17 protein-coding genes and 3 rRNA genes are annotated in these 24,579 nt (G+C 50.9%); 8 read left to right on the top strand and 12 right to left on the bottom strand.

From position 1 onward, the window contains the following. The first annotated feature begins 19 nt into the window (after nt 1–19). From glnA to glnG, 3 genes are all read left to right on the top strand, one after another. Complete coding sequence (gene glnA, locus G163CM_RS18075) at nt 20–1,429, top strand: glutamate--ammonia ligase (protein WP_015966560.1); 1,410 nt, start codon at nt 20–22, stop codon at nt 1,427–1,429. A 193-nt stretch (nt 1,430–1,622) separates the two neighbouring features. Next, a complete protein-coding gene (gene glnL, locus G163CM_RS18070) occupies nt 1,623–2,672 on the top strand; it encodes a nitrogen regulation protein NR(II) (protein WP_015966561.1) in 1,050 nt (349 codons plus the stop codon). A gap of 9 nt (nt 2,673–2,681) precedes the next feature. Then, nucleotides 2,682–4,091, top strand: a complete 1,410-nt coding sequence (glnG, locus tag G163CM_RS18065) for a nitrogen regulation protein NR(I) (RefSeq protein ID WP_015966562.1) — start codon at nt 2,682–2,684, stop codon at nt 4,089–4,091. 87 nt (nt 4,092–4,178) lie between these two features. Here glnG and hemN read toward each other — a convergent pair whose 3' ends face one another. Further along, the gene (gene hemN / locus G163CM_RS18060) at nt 4,179–5,552 is read right to left on the bottom strand and encodes an oxygen-independent coproporphyrinogen III oxidase (protein WP_231825842.1); all 1,374 of its coding nucleotides are present in this window, start codon (nt 5,550–5,552) and stop codon (nt 4,179–4,181) included. Nucleotides 5,553–5,740: 188 nt separating this feature from the next. Further along, complete coding sequence (gene yihI / locus G163CM_RS18055; protein ID WP_231825841.1) at nt 5,741–6,247, bottom strand: Der GTPase-activating protein YihI; 507 nt, start codon at nt 6,245–6,247, stop codon at nt 5,741–5,743. A 585-nt stretch (nt 6,248–6,832) separates the two neighbouring features. On the opposite strand from yihI, the gene yihA reads away from it, so the two are divergent. Next, nucleotides 6,833–7,468, top strand: a complete 636-nt coding sequence (gene yihA / locus G163CM_RS18050) for a ribosome biogenesis GTP-binding protein YihA/YsxC (RefSeq protein ID WP_231825840.1) — start codon at nt 6,833–6,835, stop codon at nt 7,466–7,468. Between the two features lie 120 nt (nt 7,469–7,588). Here yihA and spfP read toward each other — a convergent pair whose 3' ends face one another. Both spfP and polA read right to left on the bottom strand, forming a co-directional pair. Then, nucleotides 7,589–7,636 (bottom strand): small protein SpfP, encoded by a 48-nt coding sequence (gene spfP / locus G163CM_RS23615; protein WP_071892919.1) that lies wholly within the window; start codon nt 7,634–7,636, stop codon nt 7,589–7,591. Between the two features lie 165 nt (nt 7,637–7,801). After that, nucleotides 7,802–10,594: a DNA polymerase I gene (polA, locus tag G163CM_RS18045; protein ID WP_231825839.1), complete on the bottom strand. Its 2,793-nt coding sequence runs from the start codon at nt 10,592–10,594 to the stop codon at nt 7,802–7,804. 396 nt (nt 10,595–10,990) lie between these two features. Here polA and G163CM_RS18040 point away from each other — a divergent pair, with 396 nt between their 5' ends. Continuing rightward, nucleotides 10,991–11,896, top strand: coding sequence for an acyltransferase (locus G163CM_RS18040; RefSeq protein WP_231825838.1), 906 nt, complete (start codon nt 10,991–10,993; stop codon nt 11,894–11,896). 44 nt (nt 11,897–11,940) lie between these two features. Here G163CM_RS18040 and G163CM_RS18035 read toward each other — a convergent pair whose 3' ends face one another. The 5 genes from G163CM_RS18035 to G163CM_RS18015 all read right to left on the bottom strand — a co-directional run bounded on the left by G163CM_RS18035 (nt 11,941) and on the right by G163CM_RS18015 (nt 17,041). Next, nucleotides 11,941–13,419, bottom strand: coding sequence for a DUF945 family protein (locus G163CM_RS18035; protein ID WP_231825836.1), 1,479 nt, complete (start codon nt 13,417–13,419; stop codon nt 11,941–11,943). A gap of 55 nt (nt 13,420–13,474) precedes the next feature. Beyond that, complete coding sequence (locus tag G163CM_RS18030; RefSeq protein ID WP_231825834.1) at nt 13,475–14,899, bottom strand: YdgA family protein; 1,425 nt, start codon at nt 14,897–14,899, stop codon at nt 13,475–13,477. Nucleotides 14,900–15,056: 157 nt separating this feature from the next. Further along, entirely contained in the window at nt 15,057–15,680 is a 624-nt protein-coding gene (dsbA, locus tag G163CM_RS18025) for a thiol:disulfide interchange protein DsbA (protein ID WP_149464275.1), read from the bottom strand. A gap of 27 nt (nt 15,681–15,707) precedes the next feature. Beyond that, the gene (locus G163CM_RS18020; RefSeq protein ID WP_231825833.1) at nt 15,708–16,694 is read right to left on the bottom strand and encodes a serine/threonine protein kinase; all 987 of its coding nucleotides are present in this window, start codon (nt 16,692–16,694) and stop codon (nt 15,708–15,710) included. A gap of 77 nt (nt 16,695–16,771) precedes the next feature. Next, a complete protein-coding gene (locus tag G163CM_RS18015) occupies nt 16,772–17,041 on the bottom strand; it encodes a YihD family protein (protein ID WP_015966571.1) in 270 nt (89 codons plus the stop codon). 113 nt (nt 17,042–17,154) lie between these two features. On the opposite strand from G163CM_RS18015, the gene mobA reads away from it, so the two are divergent. Together mobA and mobB are read left to right on the top strand one after the other, a co-directional pair. Beyond that, nucleotides 17,155–17,682, top strand: coding sequence for a molybdenum cofactor guanylyltransferase MobA (gene mobA / locus G163CM_RS18010; protein ID WP_231828395.1), 528 nt, complete (start codon nt 17,155–17,157; stop codon nt 17,680–17,682). After that, nucleotides 17,679–18,185, top strand: a complete 507-nt coding sequence (gene mobB / locus G163CM_RS18005) for a molybdopterin-guanine dinucleotide biosynthesis protein MobB (RefSeq protein WP_231825832.1) — start codon at nt 17,679–17,681, stop codon at nt 18,183–18,185. The genes mobA and mobB overlap by 4 nt, the downstream gene beginning before the upstream one ends. Before the next feature lie 345 nt (nt 18,186–18,530). Here the strand turns inward: mobB and rrf are convergent. From rrf to G163CM_RS17990, 3 genes are all read right to left on the bottom strand, one after another. Continuing rightward, nucleotides 18,531–18,646: ribosomal RNA gene (gene rrf / locus G163CM_RS18000) — 5S ribosomal RNA — on the bottom strand. A 97-nt stretch (nt 18,647–18,743) separates the two neighbouring features. Further along, nucleotides 18,744–21,650, bottom strand: a 23S ribosomal RNA gene (locus tag G163CM_RS17995). Nucleotides 21,651–21,854: 204 nt separating this feature from the next. Beyond that, nucleotides 21,855–23,396: ribosomal RNA gene (locus tag G163CM_RS17990) — 16S ribosomal RNA — on the bottom strand. Together the 16S, 23S and 5S rRNA genes form the textbook arrangement of a ribosomal RNA operon. A gap of 475 nt (nt 23,397–23,871) precedes the next feature. Here G163CM_RS17990 and G163CM_RS17985 point away from each other — a divergent pair. Further along, on the top strand, nt 23,872–24,576 hold the full coding sequence (locus G163CM_RS17985; RefSeq protein WP_231825831.1) for a FadR/GntR family transcriptional regulator: 705 nt from the start codon (nt 23,872–23,874) through the stop codon (nt 24,574–24,576). Nucleotides 24,577–24,579: the final 3 nt, after the last annotated feature.

Raw genomic sequence — 24,579 nt, 5'->3', positions numbered from 1 at the left:
AATCCGGGAGATGTAAAGTATGTCCGCTGAACACGTTTTGACGATGCTGAATGAGCACGAAGTGAAGTTTGTCGATCTGCGCTTCACCGATACCAAAGGTAAAGAACAGCACGTCACTATCCCTTCCCATCAGGTTAATGCCGAATTCTTTGAAGAAGGCAAAATGTTTGACGGCTCCTCTATCGGCGGCTGGAAAGGCATTAACGAATCTGACATGGTTCTGATGCCGGACGCATCTACCGCACTCATTGACCCGTTCTACGAAGAACCTACACTGATCATCCGCTGCGATATCCTGGAACCAGGTACCCTGCAGGGCTATGACCGTGACCCGCGCTCTATCGCAAAACGCGCTGAAGAATACCTGCGCTCTACTGGCATCGCCGACACCGTACTGTTCGGGCCAGAACCAGAATTCTTCCTGTTTGACGACATCCGCTTCGGCGCATCCATTTCCGGTTCTCACGTGGCTATCGACGATATCGAAGGCGCGTGGAACTCTTCCACCAAATACGAAGGTGGTAACAAAGGTCACCGTCCGGGCGTGAAAGGCGGTTACTTCCCGGTTCCGCCGGTCGATTCCTCCCAGGACATCCGTTCTACCATGTGTATGATCATGGAAGAAATGGGCCTGGTTGTTGAAGCTCACCACCACGAAGTGGCAACGGCAGGTCAGAACGAAATCGCGACCCGCTTCAACACCATGACTAAAAAAGCGGACGAAATTCAGATCTACAAATATGTCGTTCACAACGTTGCGCACCGTTTCGGTAAAACCGCAACCTTCATGCCAAAACCGATGTTTGGCGATAACGGTTCCGGTATGCACTGCCACATGTCTCTGTCCAAGAACGGCGTAAACCTGTTCTCTGGCGACAAATACGCGGGTCTGTCTGAGCAGGCGCTGCACTACATCGGCGGTGTTATCAAACACGCAAAAGCAATCAACGCCCTGGCGAACCCGACCACCAACTCCTACAAACGTCTGGTCCCGGGTTACGAAGCGCCGGTTATGCTGGCTTACTCTGCCCGTAACCGTTCAGCTTCCATCCGTATTCCGGTTGTTACCAGCCCGAAAGCGCGTCGTATCGAAGTGCGCTTCCCGGACCCGGCAGCTAACCCGTACCTGTGCTTCGCAGCGCTGCTGATGGCTGGCCTTGACGGCATCAAGAACAAAATCCATCCGGGCGAAGCGATGGACAAAAACCTGTATGACCTGCCGCCGGAAGAAGCGAAAGAGATCCCACAGGTTGCGGGTTCTCTGGAAGAAGCACTGAAAGAACTGGATCTGGACCGCGAGTTCCTGAAAGCCGGTGGTGTGTTCACTGACGAATCCATCGATGCTTACATCGCGCTGCGCCGCGAAGAAGATGACCGTGTGCGCATGACTCCGCACCCGGTAGAGTTCGAGCTGTACTACAGCGTTTAATTTAAGTTAGTCATTCTCCGCCCACTTCTTGTCGCCACCTGGCGGCAAGAACAAGCTGAGTAAGTTGTTGCCGTGGAACTTTTAGCCCATCTCTGGATGGGCTTTTTTCTCCACAAAAACGCGTAGTTAGCGCCTTTTTCCCGTCCATCCAGCTATAATGCACTAAAACAGTGCAATCTAAGGAGACTGCTAAATGGCAACCGGCGCGCTGCCCGATGCTGGGCAGATCCTCAATTCTTTAATTAATAGCATTCTGCTGGTCGATGACGACCTGGCGGTGCATTACGCCAACCCGGCGGCGCAGCAGCTGCTGGCGCAAAGCTCGCGAAAACTGTTCGGTACGCCGTTACCGGAACTGCTGAGCTATTTCTCGCTGAATATCGGTTTGATGCAGGAGAGCCTGCAAACGGGCCAGGGCTTCACGGATAACGAAGTGACGCTGGTGATCGACGGACGCTCGCATATCCTCTCTCTGACGGCCCAGCGGCTGCCTGACGGCTTTATTTTGCTGGAGATGGCCCCGATGGATAACCAACGTCGTCTGAGCCAGGAGCAGCTACAGCACGCCCAGCAGATTGCGGCGCGTGATTTGGTCCGTGGCTTAGCCCATGAGATTAAAAACCCGCTCGGCGGCCTACGCGGCGCAGCACAGCTGTTAAGCAGAGCGCTGCCCGACCCGTCGCTCACTGAATACACCAAAATGATCATTGAGCAGGCCGACCGCCTGCGCAACCTGGTCGACCGACTGTTGGGGCCGCAACAGCCGGGCATGCACGTGACCGAAAGCATCCACAAGGTGGCCGAACGCGTCTTTTCGCTGGTGTCGATGGAGCTGCCGGATAACGTGCGGCTGGTGCGTGATTACGATCCGAGTTTGCCGGAGTTACCGCACGATCCCGACCAGATTGAACAAGTTTTGCTGAATATTGTTCGCAATGCGTTGCAGGCGTTAGGGCCAGAAGGCGGCGAGATCATTCTGCGCACGCGCACCGCGTTCCAGTTAACGCTGCACGGCGAGCGCTATCGCCTGGCGGCACGTATTGACGTTGAAGATAACGGGCCGGGCATTCCGTCCCATTTACAGGACACGCTGTTCTATCCGATGGTAAGTGGCCGCGAAGGCGGCACCGGGCTGGGTTTATCTATCGCCCGCAGCCTGATCGATCAGCATTCCGGAAAAATTGAATTTACCAGTTGGCCAGGCCATACCGAGTTCTCGGTTTACCTGCCAATTCGAAAATAAGGTGTGTTTATGCAACGAGGGATAGTCTGGGTCGTAGATGACGATAGCTCCATCCGTTGGGTGCTTGAACGCGCACTCACCGGGGCGGGCTTAAGCTGTACCACATTTGAAAGCGGCAACGAGGTGCTGGACGCGCTCACCACCAAAACGCCGGACGTGCTGCTATCGGATATCCGTATGCCGGGCATGGACGGCCTTGCGCTGCTGAAACAGATTAAACAGCGTCATCCGATGCTTCCGGTCATCATAATGACCGCTCATTCAGATCTGGACGCGGCGGTCAGCGCTTATCAACAAGGCGCATTCGATTACCTGCCCAAACCGTTCGATATCGATGAGGCGGTGGCGCTGGTTGAACGCGCCATCAGCCACTATCAGGAACAGCAGCAGCCGCGCGACGTGCCCGCGTTCGGGCCTACCGCCGATATTATCGGTGAAGCGCCGGCGATGCAGGACGTCTTTCGCATTATCGGGCGACTCTCCCGGTCATCAATAAGCGTGCTGATTAACGGCGAATCCGGTACCGGTAAAGAGCTTGTCGCACATGCGCTGCATCGCCACAGCCCTCGCGCGAAAGCGCCGTTTATCGCCCTGAACATGGCGGCGATACCGAAAGATTTGATTGAATCCGAACTCTTTGGCCACGAGAAAGGCGCGTTCACCGGTGCGAATACCGTGCGTCAGGGGCGTTTTGAGCAGGCGGACGGCGGCACACTGTTTCTCGATGAAATTGGCGACATGCCGAACGATGTGCAAACCCGTTTGCTGCGCGTGCTGGCAGATGGGCAGTTTTACCGCGTCGGCGGCTATGCACCGGTAAAAGTGGATGTGCGTATCATTGCAGCGACTCACCAGAATCTGGAGCTGCGCGTGCAGGAGGGGAAATTTCGCGAGGATTTATTCCACCGCCTGAACGTGATCCGCGTGCATCTGCCGCCGCTGCGCGAGCGTCGCGAGGACATTCCCCGTCTGGCGCGTCACTTCCTGCAAATTGCCGCACGCGAGCTCGGCGTAGAAGTGAAACTGCTGCACCCGGAAACCGAAGCGGCGCTAACGCGTCTGGCGTGGCCTGGCAACGTACGCCAGCTGGAAAACACCTGCCGCTGGCTGACGGTGATGGCCGCAGGCCAGGAAGTGTTGATTCAGGATCTGCCGAGCGAACTGTTCGAAACCACCGTTCCGGATGGTTCGACCCACACTCAGCCGGATAACTGGGCGACGCTGCTGGCGCAGTGGGCCGATCGCGCGCTGCGTTCCGGTCATCAAAACCTGTTATCAGAAGCGCAGCCGGAAATGGAGCGTACACTGCTGACAACCGCGCTACGTCATACTCAGGGGCATAAACAGGAAGCCGCGCGTTTGCTGGGTTGGGGGCGTAATACCCTGACGCGCAAGCTGAAAGAGCTGGGGATGGAGTAGCGCAGCGTTGCGCCGGATGGCGCTTCGCTTATCCGGCCTACAAACAACGAGGCGTTGTAGGCCCGGTAAGCGCCACGGGGCAATAACTTAAATCACGCGTGAGAACTGCTGCATCCGCGCTTTCTGGCGCAGGTAAGCATCGAAGCACATGCAGATATTACGTATCAACAGACGACCTTTTGGCGTCACCTGAATCCCCTTTTCATCCACATCCACCAGCCCATCTTTCGCCAGCGGCGCCAGCAGTTTTAAATCTTCTGCAAAATAGTCAGCAAAGTTCAGATCCCACTGCTGCTCAACGGCGGCGTAATCCAGGCGAAAATTACAAATCAACGCCTTAATCACGTCACGACGAATGCAGTCATCGCGCGTTAGGGCAATGCCGCGCCACAGCGCATCGCCGCGTTCATCAACCTGTTGATAATAGAGTTTCAGCTCTTTCTGGTTCTGCGCGTAGCAGTCGCCAATCATGCTGATCGCCGACACGCCCATGCCGAGCAGGTCGGTATCGCCCTGCGTGGTGTAGCCCTGGAAGTTACGATGCAGCACGCCGTCACGCTGAGCAACGGCCAGCTCGTTGTCCGGACGGGCGAAGTGATCCATACCGATAAACTGGTAACCGGCATCAGTGAGCGACGAGATGGTTTCCTGAAGAATATCCAGCTTCTGCTGGGCGGTCGGTAAATCTGCATCTTTAATTTTACGCTGCGCGGCAAACAGGGTGGGCAGATGCGCATAGTTAAAGACGCTCAGGCGATCCGGATTCAGTTCCGCCACGCGTTTAAGCGTAAAGGCGAAACTTTCCGGCGTCTGCTTCGGCAGGCCGTAGATCAGGTCAATGTTGGTTGAGGTAAAACCAATCTCGCGTGCGTGATTCAGCAACGCGAAGATAAATTCTTCATCCTGCTCGCGATTTACCAGACGCTGAACTTCTTTGTTGAAGTCCTGCACGCCCATGCTCAGGCGGTTAAATCCTTCAGCGCGCAGATGGTCGATCACGTCCAGTTCGATTTCGCGCGGGTCAACTTCAATCGAGATCTCGGCGTCGGCGGTAAAGTGGAAGTTCTCGCGCAGCAGCGTCATCAGGCGAGAAATTTGCGCTTTATTCAGATAGGTTGGCGTGCCGCCGCCCCAGTGTAGCTGGGTAACATGGCGCTCAGTGAACAATGGTGCGCGGTGGCGAATTTCCTGCTCCAGCGCGTCGAGATACTGATCGGCTTTATGCTGCTGGCGAGTGACAATTTTATTGCAGCCGCAGAAATAGCAGAGCTTATGGCAGAACGGAATGTGCACGTACAGCGACAGCGGCCGCTCGGGATAACGTGCAACCGCATTCAGAAACTCGCTTTCGCCGAACGCGTCAGAAAACTCCAGCGCGGTGGGATACGAAGTGTAACGTGGCCCGGAATAGTTATATTTCTGGATCAGGGCCAGATCCCAGTCGATTAACTGCACAGACATGCTTACTCCTTCCAGTGACGTCGCTAACGACGACGGCGTGCCGGCCTGGCTCCTTGTTGAGCCATTAGCCGGTTGCGCAGCCGTTTTTGACGCCGCGACAACCGTTGTAGTTTAACGAATAACCACACCAGATAACATATAACCAGAAGGGTTATAAGCAGGACCGGGAAACCGACTGCATGCAAACGTTAGTTTCCGCCCTTAAGCAGACGCATCATGTCTTCCTTGCCCTCTTCTTCCTCTTCTTCTTCGTCATCGTCGTAGGAGAGGCCAAGCTGCTGCATCAGCTCGTCGATGCGATCCAGTTTGGCATCGACCCAGCTTTGCTCTTCAGCATTCAGTTTTCCGCCTTCTTCCAGGCGTTCCAGCAGCGCATCCAAACGCTCATCCGTTTCTAACTGCTCCAGCTCAGCTTGCGGTGAAAGCATAGGTTTCTCGCTTTTTGGTTTTTGCTGACGAGGGGGTGTCTGCACAGCGGTAACGCCCAACTGAACAGGTTTTTTACTGCCAATACGGGGATCTTTTTCCTGACCTTTTTGGCCCGAGCGACCCGACTCACCGCCGCCACTTGCACGGCTGCCCGGCGTATGGCCACGATGCTTCTTCTGGCGCTTACGGTCGCGCGCTTCCTGGTCCAGTTCTTCGCGGGTTTTGCGGCGTGTTTTGGCACGCGGTGCAGATGTTGGTTTTTTCATGGTGTCGTCTTATGGCCGTTTTATTCAGTATAGAATTGAGGCGGAATCTAGCAGAATACCAACAAAGAAAAAAGGCGACAGAGTAATCTGTCGCCTTTTTCTTGACTCTCCACCCTCAACGGGCGCTACATTCCATGTTAGCTACCGACACACCCTGTCTTTCCTTTAGCCTGGAACAATCCCTGTACGATTCCATTTCCTTTTTCTACGTCTCCGGACGTTTGTCATCCTGACAATCCTAAGTCTTCGCCTCCTGGCGCTCCTGACCCTCATCCTGAGTTAGAAATCCTTCCGGCGTCCTCGCCAATGAGTGATACTTTACCTTGTTGAGCTAAACTAACAAGCAGCGAAACGGCACATAAATATAAAATCAGAGTTTTCCCCAACATTAACTCTATGATTTATCTATTTTTACCGATTTTTTCTTCTCAAACTTCTCTGAAATTTCGCATAGGGTTTATGGGCAATATCTCACAAACTGTAGGGGTTTTGCTTACATCCTGTAGACTCGCTGAGGAAAATCAGCCTTTTTTTACCGATCGGGTATAATCGCCAGCATTGCCTGATTTAACGGAGACGACCGTTTTGACTAACTGGAATTACCAACTGACGCACTTTGTGACCAGTGCGCCAGATATCCGCCATTTACCTTCCGATACCGGAATTGAAGTGGCATTTGCGGGCCGCTCCAACGCCGGAAAGTCCAGCGCGCTGAATACGCTGACCAACCAAAAAAGTCTGGCCCGTACGTCAAAGACGCCTGGCCGTACGCAGTTGATTAACCTGTTTGAAGTGGCTGACGGTAAACGTCTGGTCGACTTACCGGGCTACGGTTACGCCGAAGTGCCGGAAGAGATGAAAATCAAATGGCAGCGTGCGCTGGGTGAATACCTGGAAAAACGCCTGTGTCTGAAAGGGATTGTTATCCTGATGGACATCCGCCATCCGCTGAAAGATCTCGATCAACAGATGATTCAGTGGGCCGTAGACAGTGAAATTGAAGTGCTGGTATTGCTGACCAAAGCCGATAAGCTCGCCAGCGGTGCGCGCAAAGCGCAGGTTAATATGGTGCGCGAAGCCGTGCTCGCCTTTAACGGTGACGTGCAGGTTGAAGCGTTTTCATCGCTGAAAAAACAGGGTGTGGATAAGCTGCGTCAGAAGCTGGACACCTGGTTTGATGAGATCCCGCCAGAAGTGGCGGCTGAAGAAGCCGAAGAGTAATCGTTTTGTCGTCGGGCGCGCTGCCCGACCCTGATTTCACGCCAAAGCTGCCATCCGGCGGCTTTTCTTTCGCCCAATAAAAAACGCCCCGGTCATGACTGACCGGGGCGGCTAAAATATTCAGCCAAATCCGATTACGTGAAGTAAAAGGTCTGAAAGATAGAACATCTTACCTCTGTACCCTACGCGACTAACTCTACTCTTTTTTTTTGGTCACAGAAAGCACTTTTTGTAGTTTTTTTTCACTCATTACATAGCGAATTCTAATGTTCATCACAAAACGCTATAAGTTATGTTGCTTACTTACCAAAAAAGCGCTTGGTCACCGAAAGCTTAGTGCGCCTGATCCCAGTTTTCGCCACTGCCCACTTCCACCAGCAATGGCACATCCAGTTTGGTGCTGTTTTCCATCAGTTCATGGATTTTCTTCGACACGGCATCCACATCATCTTTATGTACTTCAAACACCAGTTCATCGTGCACCTGCATAATCATACGCACGCGCGGTTTTTCGCTCTCAAGCCAGGCATCCACAGCAATCATCGCACGCTTGATGATATCTGCGGCAGTGCCCTGCATTGGGGCGTTGATCGCGGCTCGTTCAGCCCCGGCACGACGCGCGCCGTTGCTGGATTTGATGTCCGGGAGGTAAAGACGACGGCCATCCAGCGTTTCAACGTAGCCCTGATCTTTCGCCTGTGCTCGGGTACGCTCCATATACTCCAGTACGCCAGGGTAACGCTCGAAGTAGAGATCCATATACTTCTGCGACTCTTTACGCGGAATGTTGAGCTGGCGAGAGAGGCCAAAAGCGCTCATGCCGTAGATCAGACCGAAGTTAATCGCCTTCGCGCTGCGACGCTGCTCGCTGCTTACGCTCTCTAATGGCAAGCCAAAAACTTCCGCCGCCGTCGCGCGGTGGATATCTTTCCCTTCCGCAAACGCGGTCAGCAGGCCCTTATCACGCGACAGATGCGCCATAATGCGCAGCTCGATTTGCGAGTAGTCCGCAGAGACAATCACGTAATCTTTCGGCGCAATAAACGCCTGGCGAATACGACGCCCTTCATCATTACGTACCGGAATGTTTTGCAGGTTCGGATCCGTCGAGGAGAGACGCCCCGTTGCGGTGACAGCCTGATGATAAGACGTGTGCACGCGCCCGGTTTTCGGGTTGATCATCAACGGCAGTTTGTCGGTATAGGTGGATTTCAGCTTCGCGAGGCCGCGATATTCAAGAATGACTTTTGGCAGCGGATAATCCAGCGCCAGCTCTTCCAGCACTTCTTCCGACGTAGACGGTGCGCCGCCCGGCGTTTTCTTCAGCGGTTTAATGCCCTGTTTTTCAAACAGAATGGTTTGCAACTGTTTCGGCGAGGAGAGGTTAAACTCTTCACCTGCGACCTCAAAGGCTTTCTGCTCCAGCTCCACCAGCCGTTTCGCAATCTCCTGCGAATGCGCATGCAGCACGGCCGGGTCGATCTTCACGCCGTTGCGTTCCACGCGCGACAGCACCGGCACCAGTGGCATCTCGATATTTTCGAAGACGCTCAGCGGCCCCTTCTCCTTTTGCAGCTTCGGCCACATTTTCAGATGCAGTTGCAGCGTGACGTCGGCGTCTTCCGCCGCATAGCGGCCTGCTTCTTCCAGTGCGATCTGGTTGAAGGTCAGTTGCTTCTTACCTTTACCGGCGATCTCTTCAAAGGTGATGGTTTTGTGCTTCAGCCAGCGTTCGGAAAGGCTGTCCATGTCGTGGCGGCCCGCAACGCTATCCAGCGTGTAGGATTCCAGCATGGTGTCATAGGCAATCCCACGCAGTTCAATACCGTAGTTAGCGAGGATCCCGCGGTCATATTTCAGGTTCTGCCCGACTTTCAGGCATTTTTCATCTTCCAGCAGCGGCTTGAGCAGTTCCAGCGCGCGTTCGCGGGAAATCTGTTCTGGCGCGTCAAGATAATCGTGCGCCACTGGCACGTACGCGGCAACACCGGGTTCGGTTGCGAACGACAGGCCAACCATATTGGCAGAGACATTATCGAGGCTGTCCGTTTCCGTATCGAAAGCAAACAACGGCGCTTTTTTCAGCTTCTCAATCCACTCGACCAGGGTCGCCTCGTCCAGGATCGTAACGTAGTTATCGGCGCTCAGGGTGGCGGTAGTTTCGACTTCATCTTCCACCATGATGGTTTCCGCAGGTTTAGCGGCGGATTTCGTCGGCTTCGCGCCTTTCGCCTGCAACCATTTACCGGACTCAACATCGGTTATCCAGCGTTTAAACTCGTACTTTTTGAACAGGCCCAACAGTTCTTCCGCCGCTGGCGGCTGTACTTCCAGCTGTTCACAGGTCAGTTCCAGCTCAACGTCGGTTTTGATGGTCGCGAGTTTATAGGAGAGATAGGCCACCTCTTTGTTCTGCTCGAGCTTCGCGGCCATGGTTTTCGCGCCACGGAAGCTCAGCCCGGCGATTTTATCCGACTCAGCATAAAGGGTATCCAGCCCCCCCAGCCCCTGAAGCAGAGCCTGCGCGGTTTTTTCGCCCACGCCCGGCACGCCAGGAATGTTATCCGAGGAGTCGCCCATCAGCGCGAGGAAGTCGATGATCAGTTCCGGCGGCACACCGTACTTGGTTACCACTTCATCCGGGCCAAGAATGGTGTTGGTCATGGTGTTAATCAGGGTGATACCTGGCGTAACCAGCTGCGCCATATCTTTATCACCGGTGCTGATCAACACCGGGCGACCCGCCGCTTCCGCTTCGCGCGCCAGCGTGCCGATTACATCATCCGCTTCAACGCCCGATACAGCCATCAACGGAAGCCCCATGGCTTTTACCATCGCGTGCAGCGGCTCGATCTGCGCACGCAGATCGTCAGGCATCGGTGGTCGGTGAGATTTGTAATCCTCAAACAGTTCGTCACGGAAGGTTTTACCCTTCGCATCAAATACCACGACCGCATGCGTCGGCTGATATTGCAGCAACAGGCTGCGCAGCATATTCAACACGCCATACATCGCGCCGGTCGGTTCACCTGCGCCATTGGTCAGCGGTGGGAAAGCATGATACGCCCTGTAAAGATACGAAGAGCCATCAACGAGGATAAGGGGATTTTCGGGGATCTGAACCATAATTTCCGTGCCTGTTTATCAGATTATGGTTAAAGGATGCCACAGACAGCATGAAAACATGAGTTTTTCGCCCCATTTACGCGAAAAGATTTGCAGATCTTCTGGATCACTCGCAAATCAAATCTGTGGATAACTTTGTGCATAGTTTTATTGTGCTAATAACATGTGATCATTTATGTCTATACAATCCATAAATATATTCTATTTTTCATATAGTTAAATAACGATCGTCAACACAAAGCAAGATGTGGTGACAATTTATGCTGTGTGGATATAAGCAGTGGTTATTTTTCTGTTCTGGTAAGACCCGTCATTAGGTGTGTTTTCTGATAAAATCAGCCCCTTGTGCGTTTTGCCTGCGCGCGTTAAATGACTAACTATCTGAATAAACTAATTATGTCGAGATTGCTCGCGGCGATTACGCTTCCCATAAGTATCGCGCTTACTATTTTACTGACCATATTGTGTTCCGTGCCGATCATCATCGCCGGGCTTGTTAAGCTTATTTTGCCCATCCCGGCAATCTGGCGTTCCGTCTCCGTTTTTTGCAATTTTATGATGTACTGCTGGTGTGAAGGCCTGGCGGCGTTGCTGCATCTCAACCCGCATCTGAAGTGGGAAATTGAGGGTCTGGAAAAGCTGAACAAAAAGAACTGGTATCTGCTTATCTGTAATCACCACAGCTGGGCCGACATCGTGGTGCTGTGCGTGATTTTCCGTAAGCATATTCCCATGAATAAGTATTTCCTGAAACAGCAACTGGCCTGGGTTCCCTTTATCGGTCTGGCCTGCTGGGCGCTGGATATGCCATTTATGCGCCGCTACTCGCACAGCTATCTCATCCGCCATCCGGAGCGTCGCGGAAAAGATGTTGAAACCACGCGCCGCTCCTGCGAGAAATTTCGCACGCATCCCACCACTATCGTGAATTTTGTCGAAGGCTCACGCTTTACCGAAGAGAAACGCCGCCAGACACGCTCGCCGTATAAAAATCTGCTGCCGCCAAAAGCTGCCGGTATTGCGATGGCGCTGGGCGTGCTGGGTGCGCAGTTCGATAAGTTGCTTGATGTGACGCTGTGTTACCCGGAAAACAACGATAGCCCGTTCTTTGACATGCTGAGCGGAAAGCTGACGCGCATAGTGGTACGCGTGAATCTGCTGCCTGTGGCCGAGGAGTTACACGGTGATTATGTCTCAGATAAGAACTTTAAGCGCCGTTTCCAGCAGTGGCTGAATACCCTGTGGGAAGAAAAAGATACGCTGCTGACGTCACTCATTACGCCGCACCCGCAGAAGAAATAATGCCTAACCTCGCCTCCTGAATGACAGGAGGCGAGGTAATCAGCTTATTGCAGGAAACGACCGCCCCGCGCCATAAACTCTTCCGCCGTCATCTCTTTGCCATTAAAGACAACTTTGCCCTGCTGATATTCAAAATCAAGCTTCGCCGCTTTGTCGTCTACGCTTATGACATCCATCATTTTGCCTAGCATCGTCGCATTTTTGACTTCTTTCTCTGCTTGTTTCTGAGCAGCAGCGTCATCCTTACCTTCTGCCAGCTTAACCTGCTTCGCGGTATAAGTGATGACATCCAGAGGCAGCATGATGTTTGCCGTAATGGTTTTGACATTCTGGTCAACGGATTCGGTTAACGACCCTGCCGTGAATTTCGCTTTGGCCGGGTCGGCAATAGCGATATTAACATTCCCCGTCATTTCGCCTTTGTCATTTTTCCAGCTAATCGGGAGTTTGATGACTGGCTCGCTTTTCTGGATATTGGCGATGTACTTCGTGAGCAGTTTCAAACTGACCTCACCCATCGCATCTTCATCCTCACCCAGCGCAGGATTCGCCACGATAGCCTTACTCAGTTCCGCGTTGTAGTTAGTGAACAACTCGCGAAGCGCGACAGGATCGAGATTCTCTAAGACCAGCGCAAATTTACCGCTTCCCAGATTCTGTTTTTCACGAATCAAATCCTTGATGCCATATTCCTGGGTGTAGTTAATGTGTTTTTTATCACTGGATAATGCCAAAGCGGTTGTTCCGGTGAAGGCATTAATCTGTACTAAATCTTTGCCGTTAGCGTTTACCCGTATGTTATTCAGTGATACATCCGCCTGCCCAACGGTAATATTTTCATCCACCTTATGACCCGTTGATGTAACAGTCATTGAATCTGAATAAATTTTTACATCATTACTATCCTGACTAATAACAATGTTTTTTAACTGACCATTAATCTGCGCATCCGTGAGCAATGAATTTTCGCCTGATACATTAAATTCACCGCCGTCAAAAGAAAATGTGGTTTTGGTATCTGAATAAGAGGCCGGCGCCACTACAACCTGGGTCGCGATAGATTTATCATAACTTGCACGAATATTTGCATCGATCGGCGAATGCCCTTTGGACGCGTCAAACAGCGGTTTGGTCATTTCGCCGTTAACCAGCGACACGTTCATCGCCGCCATGGCGGGCCCGAAATGTCCTTTAGCCAGCGAGGAAAGCGGGAAAGGGCCGTGATCAACATCGACATTAAACGCAATGTTCTGCCCGGCTTTAATTCCGCTTGCCTCTACGCCATGTTCAAACGTTAGTACCACCTGAAAATGAGAACTCAGTAAGCCGCTGGAGAAATCCTTGTAGCTTAATGTCATACCCATTTTTGAAGATTTCGCTTTACTGGCCTGATTAAACGAAGAAACAAAATCGGCAACTTTCGGTTCGATCTGTTTGCCGGTATACCATGCGCTTCCCAACCAACATACACCCAAAGCAACCACTACGCCCGCCGCTACGACACTCTTTTTCATGACAATCATCCCTAATAAATTGTTGGTTCAACTTATAAAAAATTAATATTTTAATTTTGGAACCTTAGTGGTTCTTCGATAAAAGATCTGCTACTGAAATTTCCTTATTGTTAAGGATCACTTTACCTTTGCTATACTGAAACTGCATTGTAACAATGTCATCATTCACATTGATAAGATCATATGTATTCGCCAACATAATAATATTTACCATATCATTATGTGCATATTTTTCTGCATTGTTTTTGTTTTCTCCTTTTGCTTGTTTAAACTGACTATCCAACTGCGCAGCTGCATTTATCGGAACGGTCATGCTCAGCGAAATATTATGTAAATTACGATCAATATTTGCAGTAATACTCTCATCATTGGTGACTGTCTTTTGTGGGTCAGCTATTGAAACATCAAGATTAGCCAATATGTCTCCCTTATCATTTTTCCAGTGCACGGGAACATTTATCGTAGGCTCGCTGATTTGTAACAGGGGAACATATGTAGAAATAATATTACTTATAATCTTGTTTATCCCTTGTGGATCACCTTTAATACGGCTTTCCTTAGCTACGAGAAGGTCCAGATCAGAGTTATATTTATCAACTGCTTTTTTGAGAATTTCCACATTCAACTTTCCTATATTAACTGAAAACTCTCCACTACCAATATTACGGCCTTCATTTTTTAAATTTTTAACCATATATCTTAATTTTAAATCTGAATTTATTTTATCTTTTGATTGATTAAGAGAGATAGATGCTGCAATTTGATCAGCACTTAAAACTTCCTTACCATTATCTTTTTTAGCAATGCCGTTAAATTCTATATCGACATGACCAGAGTCGACAATTTCAGAATAGTAGTGATCAGTAGCTTTTAATGAAATATCCTTAAGATAAAATAGACTTCCATTACCTAAATCTAATATAACCTTATCAATTTTCCCTTCTAGAGTATCATTGTCTGAACCTTCAAGATCTGCGAGATAGGTTATGTTCCCGCCGCCAATCGAAAGAGAACCAGTCGTTAAATTTAACGTCCCAGGGAAAATATTGATATCAGTCGTCATTTTTTTATCATATCCAATTACAGACTGAATATTGAGATCAAAAAATCGATTATTTTCACTCGATGTATTATAGCTAATATCTTCGATAAATTTAGCCTGAATGCTTGCACGTTGAGGAGAGAAGTGTCCTTTTTTCAAGCTAAGAAAAGGAAACGGGCCATGAGCAATATTAACATCCATCACAACACTGTTTTCAGGATCGTTATTTTTCTTATTAAGAAAAATAACTAACTGAAGATGAGAAGTGAACACTCCTCCTGAAAAGTTCTTACATACAATTTTCAGTGAGCGAGTATTAGAACTATTATATTCGTTGATGAGTCTCGTGACGACAGGTCCGACCTGCGTACCGGTATACCATGAGCAACCAGCCCAACATACACCTAAAGCAACGATAATCCCACCGAATAAAATGAATTTTTTCATAACTATCATCCTTAATATAAGATGGATGCAGTATATAAAAGGATAACAACGAAATCTAAGTAAATGTGTTTTATTGTTGATTAATAGGAATGTATTAATTTGCTCATATAAAAAAGGCCCGCAATAATTTGCGAGCCTTATATATTATTAATTAAACTTATTTTTTCTCAATAAGTTGTTTTACGGTATCAGCATACTGCTGAACAAAGATTTCCATATTGCTGGCATCCATACCCTGCGGATTCAGCTGATATTTGCCGTTAACAAACATCGCCGGAACACCCTGCAGTTGCAGATCAGCGGCCGCTTTTTCCTGCTGTGCTACCAGGGATTTCACCACAAAGCTGTTCCATGCGGCATCGTATTCTTCACCTTTCACGCCAGCATCAACGAAGACCTTACGGATATCGGCAACGTTCTGGACGGTCTGTGTTTTCTGAATGGCTTCGAACATCGGCGCAGTGATTTTATCTTCCACGCCCAGTGCCATTGCAACTGCCCACGCCTGAGTCAGGTCTTTGCCCAATGGGCCCAGGAACTCAACGTGGTATTTGGTCATTTTGGTGCCTTCCGGCAGTTTCTGTTTCACAGTATCGGAAACATGCAGCACTTCTTCAAACTGATAGCAGTGCGGGCAGTAGAACGAGAAGAACTCCAGCACCTGCGGCTCGCCGGCAACCGGTTTATCGAGGGTGGTGTATTGTTTGCCGTCGGTGATCTGAGCAGCGGAAGCGCTGAATGCCAGAATCATACCTGCCAGCGCAAGCCAAATTTTTTTCATAACGAATTCTCTCCTGAATATGTCAAATTAATACATTGGCGTTAACTGAAGAGGGGGCTCCTGAAGAACCTTCACCTGCTCAATAAATATCGAAATCTGCCGCAGCCAGAAATCTTCCCCGGTAAGCCAGGGGAAATTCTGAGGAAACGCAGGGTCATCCCAGCGCCTGATAATCCACGCAAGATAATAAACCAATCGCATCGCGCGTAAAGGCTCAATGAGAGCCAGCTCATCCAGATTAAAATTGCTGAACTCCTCATAGGCTTCAACAATCATCTCCATCTGCATCCGCTGCTCGGCACGATCGCCATTCAGCAACATCCACAGATCCTGTACGGCCGGGCCAGTGCGCGCATCATCCAAATCAACAAACAGCGGGCCGTCACGCCAGAGAATATTACCGGCATGGCAATCACCGTGCAGGCGCAGCGTGTTAAAGCGGCCATGCCACTGCGCCATTACGGCGTCAATGAGGTCATCGGTCGCTTTCAGAAAACGTTCTTTCAACGCGGCGGGAACCAGAGCGGAATGTTCAAAAACGGCGCGCGGCTCAATAAGATACTCTTTCACGCCAATTTCCGGACGGGCTACAAAGCGCGACTTACGGCCGGTTTGGTGCAAGCGGCCCAGATACCGCCCAACCAACTCCATTTGGTCCAGATTATCAGATTCAAACTGGCGGCCTCCCAGGCTTGGGAATACGGCGAAGTAAAACCCCTGATGGGTCAGCAGCGTTTTGTTGTTGAAAGCGATGGGGGCGGCAACAGGCACTTCATCATTAAGAAGTTCCTGGGCGAAGAGATGTTCTTCCAGAATTTGGTCAGCCGACCAGCGTTCGGGGCGATAGAACTTCACCACCATACGGCGGCGATCTTCATCCTGAAATTGATAAACCCGGTTTTCATAGCTGTTTAACGGGGTAAGGCCAGAATCCACCCAAATACCTTGATCGAATAACGCATCGATGATGGTATCCGGGTGCAATGTCTGAAAAGTGAAAGCCTTGTCGTTCATCCTGCCAATCCGACTAACTATACGAATAGTTCAGGATATCATTTCGTAGCGCTTTCAGCGGCTGTGCTTACAACCTTTTACTCTTTAATCACACCGCGTGCGCGTAACAGCGCGGTTTTAAAATCTTCTTCGTAATCTTTCTGAATACCCGGAATCACGGCATCTTTCGCCGAGTCACGCATTTTCAGGTGATAGATCAGAATATCATCCGTTAAATCCGCCAGTTCACCCTCATAACCTGACTCCTTCGCCAGTTTCTGCAAAAATTGCATCAGGTTCAGTTCCGGCTCTTTCTGCCAGGCTGGCTGGAGGAGTTCAATAACTTCATTCAGACGTTTACATTTCATGGTCGTGCTCCTTACTCTTGATTAACACACGGTAGCAGGGTCAAACCCACAATAAAAGAGGCGATATAGTGAATATAACGGGCGTCGTGCTGGCGGGCGGTAAAGCATCACGAATGGGCGGGCAGGATAAGGGGTTAATGCCGCTGCACGGGAAACCGCTATGGAAACATGTGGCGGATCGTTTACAGCCGCAGGTGAGCGCCGTGGCGATCAGCGCTAATCGCAATATTTCGGTGTATCAGGCCAGCGGTTTTCCCGTTTATCAGGATACGCTTGCCGACTTTCCGGGGCCGCTTGCCGGGATGGCCTCGGTAATCAGGCAAGCCGAGGGAGAGTGGTTCCTGTTCTGCCCCTGTGATACGCCGTTTATTCCTGCTCACCTTGCTGAACGACTGCAATCTCAGCGTAATGAAGCGCCGGTGGTGTGGGTTCATGATGGGGATCGCGATCATCCAGCAATCGCGTTAGTCCATCGGCGAATTGCTGCGGATATTGAAGCCTATCTTGCACGCGGCGACCGACGCGTGATGGTCTTTATGCGTGAGGCCGGTGGTCATGCGGTGGATTTTAGCGATTGCCGGGAAGCGTTCAGTAACGTGAACACGCCAGAGGATTTGGCCTGGTTTGAGGCGCACTCATGATTCCCTTATTAGCGATAGCGGCATGGAGCGGGACCGGGAAGACAACACTACTTAAGCAGTTGATCCCCGTACTATGTCAGCGCGGGATACGTCCGGGGCTTATAAAGCATACGCACCACAATATGGATGTGGATAAACCGGGCAAGGATAGTTATGAATTACGTAAAGCAGGCGCTGCGCAGACGCTGGTTGCCAGCAAACAGCGCTGGGCGCTGATGACGGAGACGCCGGAGGAAGAGGAGCTGGATCTCGTATTCCTGGCCAGCAGAATGGACGCATCAAAGCTGGATTTAATTCTGGTAGAGGGATTCAAGCATGAGGAGATCGCGAAGATTGTGTTGTTTCGCGAGGATGCCGGGCATCAGCCAGAAGAGCTGGTGATCGATCAGCATGTTATCGCGGTGGCCAGTGATGTTTCGCTTAGCGTGGATGTGCCGTTATTGGATATCAATGACGTCGAGGGAATAGCGGATTTTGTTGTGCGGTGGATGCGGATGTTGTGAGTTATGTGCGCTGTGTTGCCCGGTGGCGCTTGCGCTTACCGGGCCTACGGGTTCGTGCCATTCGGTGGGGGAGGTTATTCTTTTGTAGGCCGGATAAGGCGCAGCCGCCATCCGGCGTTGCTTTTCGCACCAACGCAAAAAGGCCATCCTTGCGGATGGCCTTCTGCTTTATTTGATGCCTGGCAGTTTATGGCGGGCGTCCTGCCCGCCACCCTTCGGGCCGTTGCTTCGCAACGTTCAAATCCGCTCCCGGCGGATTTGTCCTACTCGGGAGAGCGTTCACCGACAAACAACAGATAAAACAAAAGGCCCAGTCTTTCGACTGAGCCTTTCGTTTTATTTGATGCCTGGCAGTTCCCTACTCTCGCATGGGGAGACCCCACACTACCATCGGCGCTACGGCGTTTCACTTCTGAGTTCGGCATGGGGTCAGGTGGGACCACCGCGCTACTGCCGCCAGGCAAATTCTGTTGTATTAACCCGCTTATCGCCGGTCAATTTAATCTGTTATCAAGCTTACTTATCGATGTCTCTTCGCCAAAACATCTTCGGCGTTGTAAGGTTAAGCCTCACGGTTCATTAGTACTGGTTAGCTCAATGCATCGCTGCACTTACACACCCAGCCTATCAACGTCGTCGTCTTCAACGTTCCTTCAGGACTCTTAAAGAGTCAGGGAGAACTCATCTCGGGGCAAGTTTCGTGCTTAGATGCTTTCAGCACTTATCTCTTCCGCATGTAGCTACCGGGCAATGCCATTGGCATGACAACCCGAACACCAGTGATGCGTCCACTCCGGTCCTCTCGTACTAGGAGCAGCCCCCCTCAATTCTCCAGCGCCCACGGCAGATAGGGACCGAACTGTCTCACGACGTTCTAAACCCAGCTCGCGTACCACTTTAAATGGCGAACAGCCATACCCTTGGGACCTACTTCAGCCCCAGGATGTGATGAGCCGACATCGAGGTGCCAAACACCGCCGTCGATATGAACTCTTGGGCGGTATCAGCCTGTTATCCCCGGAGTACCTTTTATCCGTTGAGCGATGGCCCTTCCATTCAGAACCACCGGATCACTATGACCTGCTTTCGCACCTGCTCGCGCCGTCACGCTCGCAGTCAAGCTAGCTTATGCCATTGCACTAACCTCCTGATGTCCGACCAGGATTAGCTAACCTTCGTGCTCCTCCGTTACTCTTTGGGAGGAGACCGCCCCAGTCAAACTACCCACCAGACACTGTCCGCAACCCGGATCACGGGTCTACGTTAGAACATCAAACATTAAAGGGTGGTATTTCAAGGTTGGCTCCATGCAGACTGGCGTCCACACTTCAAAGCCTCCCACCTATCCTACACATCAAGGCTCAATGTTCAGTGTCAAGCTATAGTAAAGGTTCACGGGGTCTTTCCGTCTTGCCGCGGGTACACTGCATCTTCACAGCGAGTTCAATTTCACTGAGTCTCGGGTGGAGACAGCCTGGCCATCATTACGCCATTCGTGCAGGTCGGAACTTACCCGACAAGGAATTTCGCTACCTTAGGACCGTTATAGTTACGGCCGCCGTTTACCGGGGCTTCGATCAAGAGCTTCGCGTTGCCGCTAACCCCATCAATTAACCTTCCGGCACCGGGCAGGCGTCACACCGTATACGTCCACTTTCGTGTTTGCACAGTGCTGTGTTTTTAATAAACAGTTGCAGCCAGCTGGTATCTTCGACTGATTTCAGCTCCATGAGTAAATCACTTCACCTACATATCAGCGTGCCTTCTCCCGAAGTTACGGCACCATTTTGCCTAGTTCCTTCACCCGAGTTCTCTCAAGCGCCTTGGTATTCTCTACCTGACCACCTGTGTCGGTTTGGGGTACGATTCAATGTTACCTATAGCTTAGAGGCTTTTCCTGGAAGCAGGGCATTTGTTACTTCAGCACCGTAGTGCCTCGTCATCACGTCTCAGTGTTAACAGAAGTCCGGATTTACCTAAACTTCCCACCTACACGCTTAAACCGGGACAACCGTCGCCCGGCCAACATAGCCTTCTCCGTCCCCCCTTCGCAGTAACACCAAGTACAGGAATATTAACCTGTTTCCCATCGACTACGCCTTTCGGCCTCGCCTTAGGGGTCGACTCACCCTGCCCCGATTAACGTTGGACAGGAACCCTTGGTCTTCCGGCGAGCGGGCTTTTCACCCGCTTTATCGTTACTTATGTCAGCATTCGCACTTCTGATACCTCCAGCATGCCTCACGACACACCTTCGACGGCTTACAGAACGCTCCCCTACCCAACAACACTTAGTGTCGCTGCCGCAGCTTCGGTGCACAGTTTAGCCCCGTTACATCTTCCGCGCAGGCCGACTCGACCAGTGAGCTATTACGCTTTCTTTAAATGATGGCTGCTTCTAAGCCAACATCCTGGCTGTCTGAGCCTTCCCACATCGTTTCCCACTTAACTGTGACTTTGGGACCTTAGCTGGCGGTCTGGGTTGTTTCCCTCTTCACGACGGACGTTAGCACCCGCCGTGTGTCTCCCGTGATAACATTCTTCGGTATTCGTAGTTTGCATCGGGTTGGTAAGTCGGGATGACCCCCTAGCCGAAACAGTGCTCTACCCCCGAAGATGAGTTCACGAGGCGCTACCTAAATAGCTTTCGGGGAGAACCAGCTATCTCCCGGTTTGATTGGCCTTTCACCCCCAGCCACAAGTCATCCGCTAATTTTTCAACATTAGTCGGTTCGGTCCTCCAGTTAGTGTTACCCAACCTTCAACCTGCCCATGGCTAGATCACCGGGTTTCGGGTCTATACCCTGCAACTTAACGCCCAGTTAAGACTCGGTTTCCCTTCGGCTCCCCTATTCGGTTAACCTTGCTACAGAATATAAGTCGCTGACCCATTATACAAAAGGTACGCAGTCACCTAACAAGTAGGCTCCCACTGCTTGTACGTACACGGTTTCAGGTTCTTTTTCACTCCCCTCGCCGGGGTTCTTTTCGCCTTTCCCTCACGGTACTGGTTCACTATCGGTCAGTCAGGAGTATTTAGCCTTGGAGGATGGTCCCCCCATATTCAGACAGGATACCACGTGTCCCGCCCTACTCTTCGAGTTCACAACATATGCATTTTGGTGTACGGGACTTTCACCCTGTATCGTGCGACTTTCCAGACGCTTCCACTAACACACATGCTGATTCAGACTCTGGGCTGCTCCCCGTTCGCTCGCCGCTACTGGGGGAATCTCGGTTGATTTCTTTTCCTCGGGGTACTTAGATGTTTCAGTTCCCCCGGTTCGCTTCATTACGCTATGTATTCACGTAATGATAGTGTGACGAATCACACTGGGTTTCCCCATTCGGAAATCGCCGGTTATAACGGTTCATATCACCTTACCGACGCTTATCGCAGATTAGCACGTCCTTCATCGCCTCTGACTGCCAGGGCATCCACCGTGTACGCTTAGTCGCTTAACCTCACAACCCGAAGATGTTTCGTAAAACACCATCGTGTTGCGAAAATTTGAGAGACTCGAACACACTTAAAGTGTGTCGTTTCAATTTTCAGCTTGATCCAGATTTTTAAAGAGCAAAACTTCTTAATGCACTCGAAAGTACATTCAGAAGTTCATCATTTATCAGACAATTTGTGTGAGCACTTCAAGGAACGGTTCTTTAAGGTAAGGAGGTGATCCAACCGCAGGTTCCCCTACGGTTACCTTGTTACGACTTCACCCCAGTCATGAATCACAAAGTGGTAAGCGCCCTCCCGAAGGTTAAGCTACCTACTTCTTTTGCAACCCACTCCCATGGTGTGACGGGCGGTGTGTACAAGGCCCGGGAACGTATTCACCGTAGCATTCTGATCTACGATTACTAGCGATTCCGACTTCATGGAGTCGAGTTGCAGACTCCAATCCGGACTACGACATACTTTATGAGGTCCGCTTGCTCTCGCGAGGTCGCTTCTCTTTGTATATGCCATTGTAGCACGTGTGTAGCCCTACTCGTAAGGGCCATGATGACTTGACGTCATCCCCACCTTCCTCCAGTTTATCACTGGCAGTCTCCTTTGAGTTCCCGGCCGAACCGCTGGCAACAAAGGATAAGGGTTGCGCTCGTTGCGGGACTTAACCCAACATTTCACAACACGAGCTGACGACAGCCATGCAGCACCTGTCTCACGGTTCCCGAAGGCACCAATTCATCTCTGAAAAGTTCCGTGGATGTCAAGAGTAGGTAAGGTTCTTCGCGTTGCATCGAATTAAACCACATGCTCCACCGCTTGTGCGGGCCCCCGTCAATTCATTTGAGTTTTAACCTTGCGGCCGTACTCCCCAGGCGGTCGACTTAACGCGTTAGCTCCGGAAGCCACGCCTCAAGGGCACAACCTCCAAGTCGACATCGTTTACAGCGTGGACTACCAGGGTATCTAATCCTGTTTGCTCCCCACGCTTTCGCACCTGAGCGTCAGTCTTCGTCCAGGGGGCCGCCTTCGCCACCGGTATTCCTCCAGATCTCTACGCATTTCACCGCTACACCTGGAATTCTACCCCCCTCTACGAGACTCAAGCTTGCCAGTTTCAAATGCAGTTCCCAGGTTGAGCCCGGGGATTTCACATCTGACTTAACAAACCGCCTGCGTGCGCTTTACGCCCAGTAATTCCGATTAACGCTTGCACCCTCCGTATTACCGCGGCTGCTGGCACGGAGTTAGCCGGTGCTTCTTCTGCGAGTAACGTCAATTGCTGTGGTTATTAACCACAACACCTTCCTCCTCGCTGAAAGTACTTTACAACCCGAAGGCCTTCTTCATACACGCGGCATGGCTGCATCAGGCTTGCGCCCATTGTGCAATATTCCCCACTGCTGCCTCCCGTAGGAGTCTGGACCGTGTCTCAGTTCCAGTGTGGCTGGTCATCCTCTCAGACCAGCTAGGGATCGTCGCCTAGGTGAGCCGTTACCCCACCTACTAGCTAATCCCATCTGGGCACATCCGATGGCAAGAGGCCCGAAGGTCCCCCTCTTTGGTCTTGCGACGTTATGCGGTATTAGCTACCGTTTCCAGTAGTTATCCCCCTCCATCAGGCAGTTTCCCAGACATTACTCACCCGTCCGCCACTCGTCAGCAAAGCAGCAAGCTGCTTTCTGTTACCGTTCGACTTGCATGTGTTAGGCCTGCCGCCAGCGTTCAATCTGAGCCATGATCAAACTCTTCAATTTAAGTTTGATGCTCGTGAATTAAACTTCGTAATGAATTACGTGTTCACTCAGAGACTTGGTATTCATTTATCGTCTTGCGACGTTAAGAATCCGTATCATTGAGTGCCCACACAGATTGTCTGATAAATTGTTAAAGAGCAGTGCAACGCGGCGTGAAGCTCACCGTTGCGAGGTGCGCATAATACGCTTTCCTCCTTCAGAGTCAAGCGCTTATTTTCGCTTTTCTCTGGCGGCAATCCCGAAGGAAGCCTGCTCACCCGGCGGCTTAGAGGCCGTTGTTCCGTGTCAGTGGAGGCGCATTATAGGGAGTTATTTCACGCAGACAAGCGTTTATTTAAAAAAAATTACAGTCCGTGCTTTTTTTCACCAATCCGCATGGTAATACGCCATAAAATGCACTCTTTGGTGTTTTTACAGCCGATTTCTGTCGGTGAATGGCATACTAGAAACAATAACAAGATACAGGACACCTTTTATGTCTTTAAGCGCACAGCAATTAGCAGCTCAAAAAAACATCTCGTGGGTATTAGCAGAGAAGTTAGCCCAGAAAATCCTTAAGGGTGAATATCCTCCAGAAAGCATTCTGCCTGGCGAAATGGAATTAGGGGATCTCTTCGGCGTAAGCCGTACCGCCGTTCGAGAAGCGGTCAAAACCCTTTCCGCAAAAGGGATGCTTTTGCCACGCCCGCGCATTGGCACTCGTGTTATGCCGCAATCGCACTGGAACTTTCTCGATACCGAGCTGCTTTCCTGGTGGCTGACGGAAGATAATTTTCAGGAAGTAATGAAACACTTTGTGGTTCTCCGCCACAGTCTTGAGCCGCAAGCCTGCTTACTGGCCGCCGTATTAGGCACCGCAGAGCAAAAAGCGGAGCTCAATACCTTAATGAAGGAGATGGCAATTCTGAAAAAGAACTTCGATCGCCAACGCTGGATTGATGTGGATACCGCCTGGCATGAACATATCTATGAAATGACGGCCAATCCGTTCCTGATATCCTTTGCGAAACTCTTCCATTCGGTCTATCACACCTACTTTACGTCGATTACCCAGGATGAAGTGATCGAACTGGAAAAGCATCAGGCAATTGTTAACGCTATTCAGGAAAGCGATAGTCAAAAAGCGTTTATTGCCTGCCAGGCGCTATTAAGCGCACCGCATATTCGACCTGGAGTATAAAAG

It is taken from the genome of Pseudocitrobacter corydidari (assembly GCF_021172065.1).
GTDB classification, from domain to species: Bacteria; Pseudomonadota; Gammaproteobacteria; order Enterobacterales; family Enterobacteriaceae; genus Pseudocitrobacter; species Pseudocitrobacter corydidari.
This window is presented reverse-complemented; position numbering and strand designations above follow the sequence as displayed.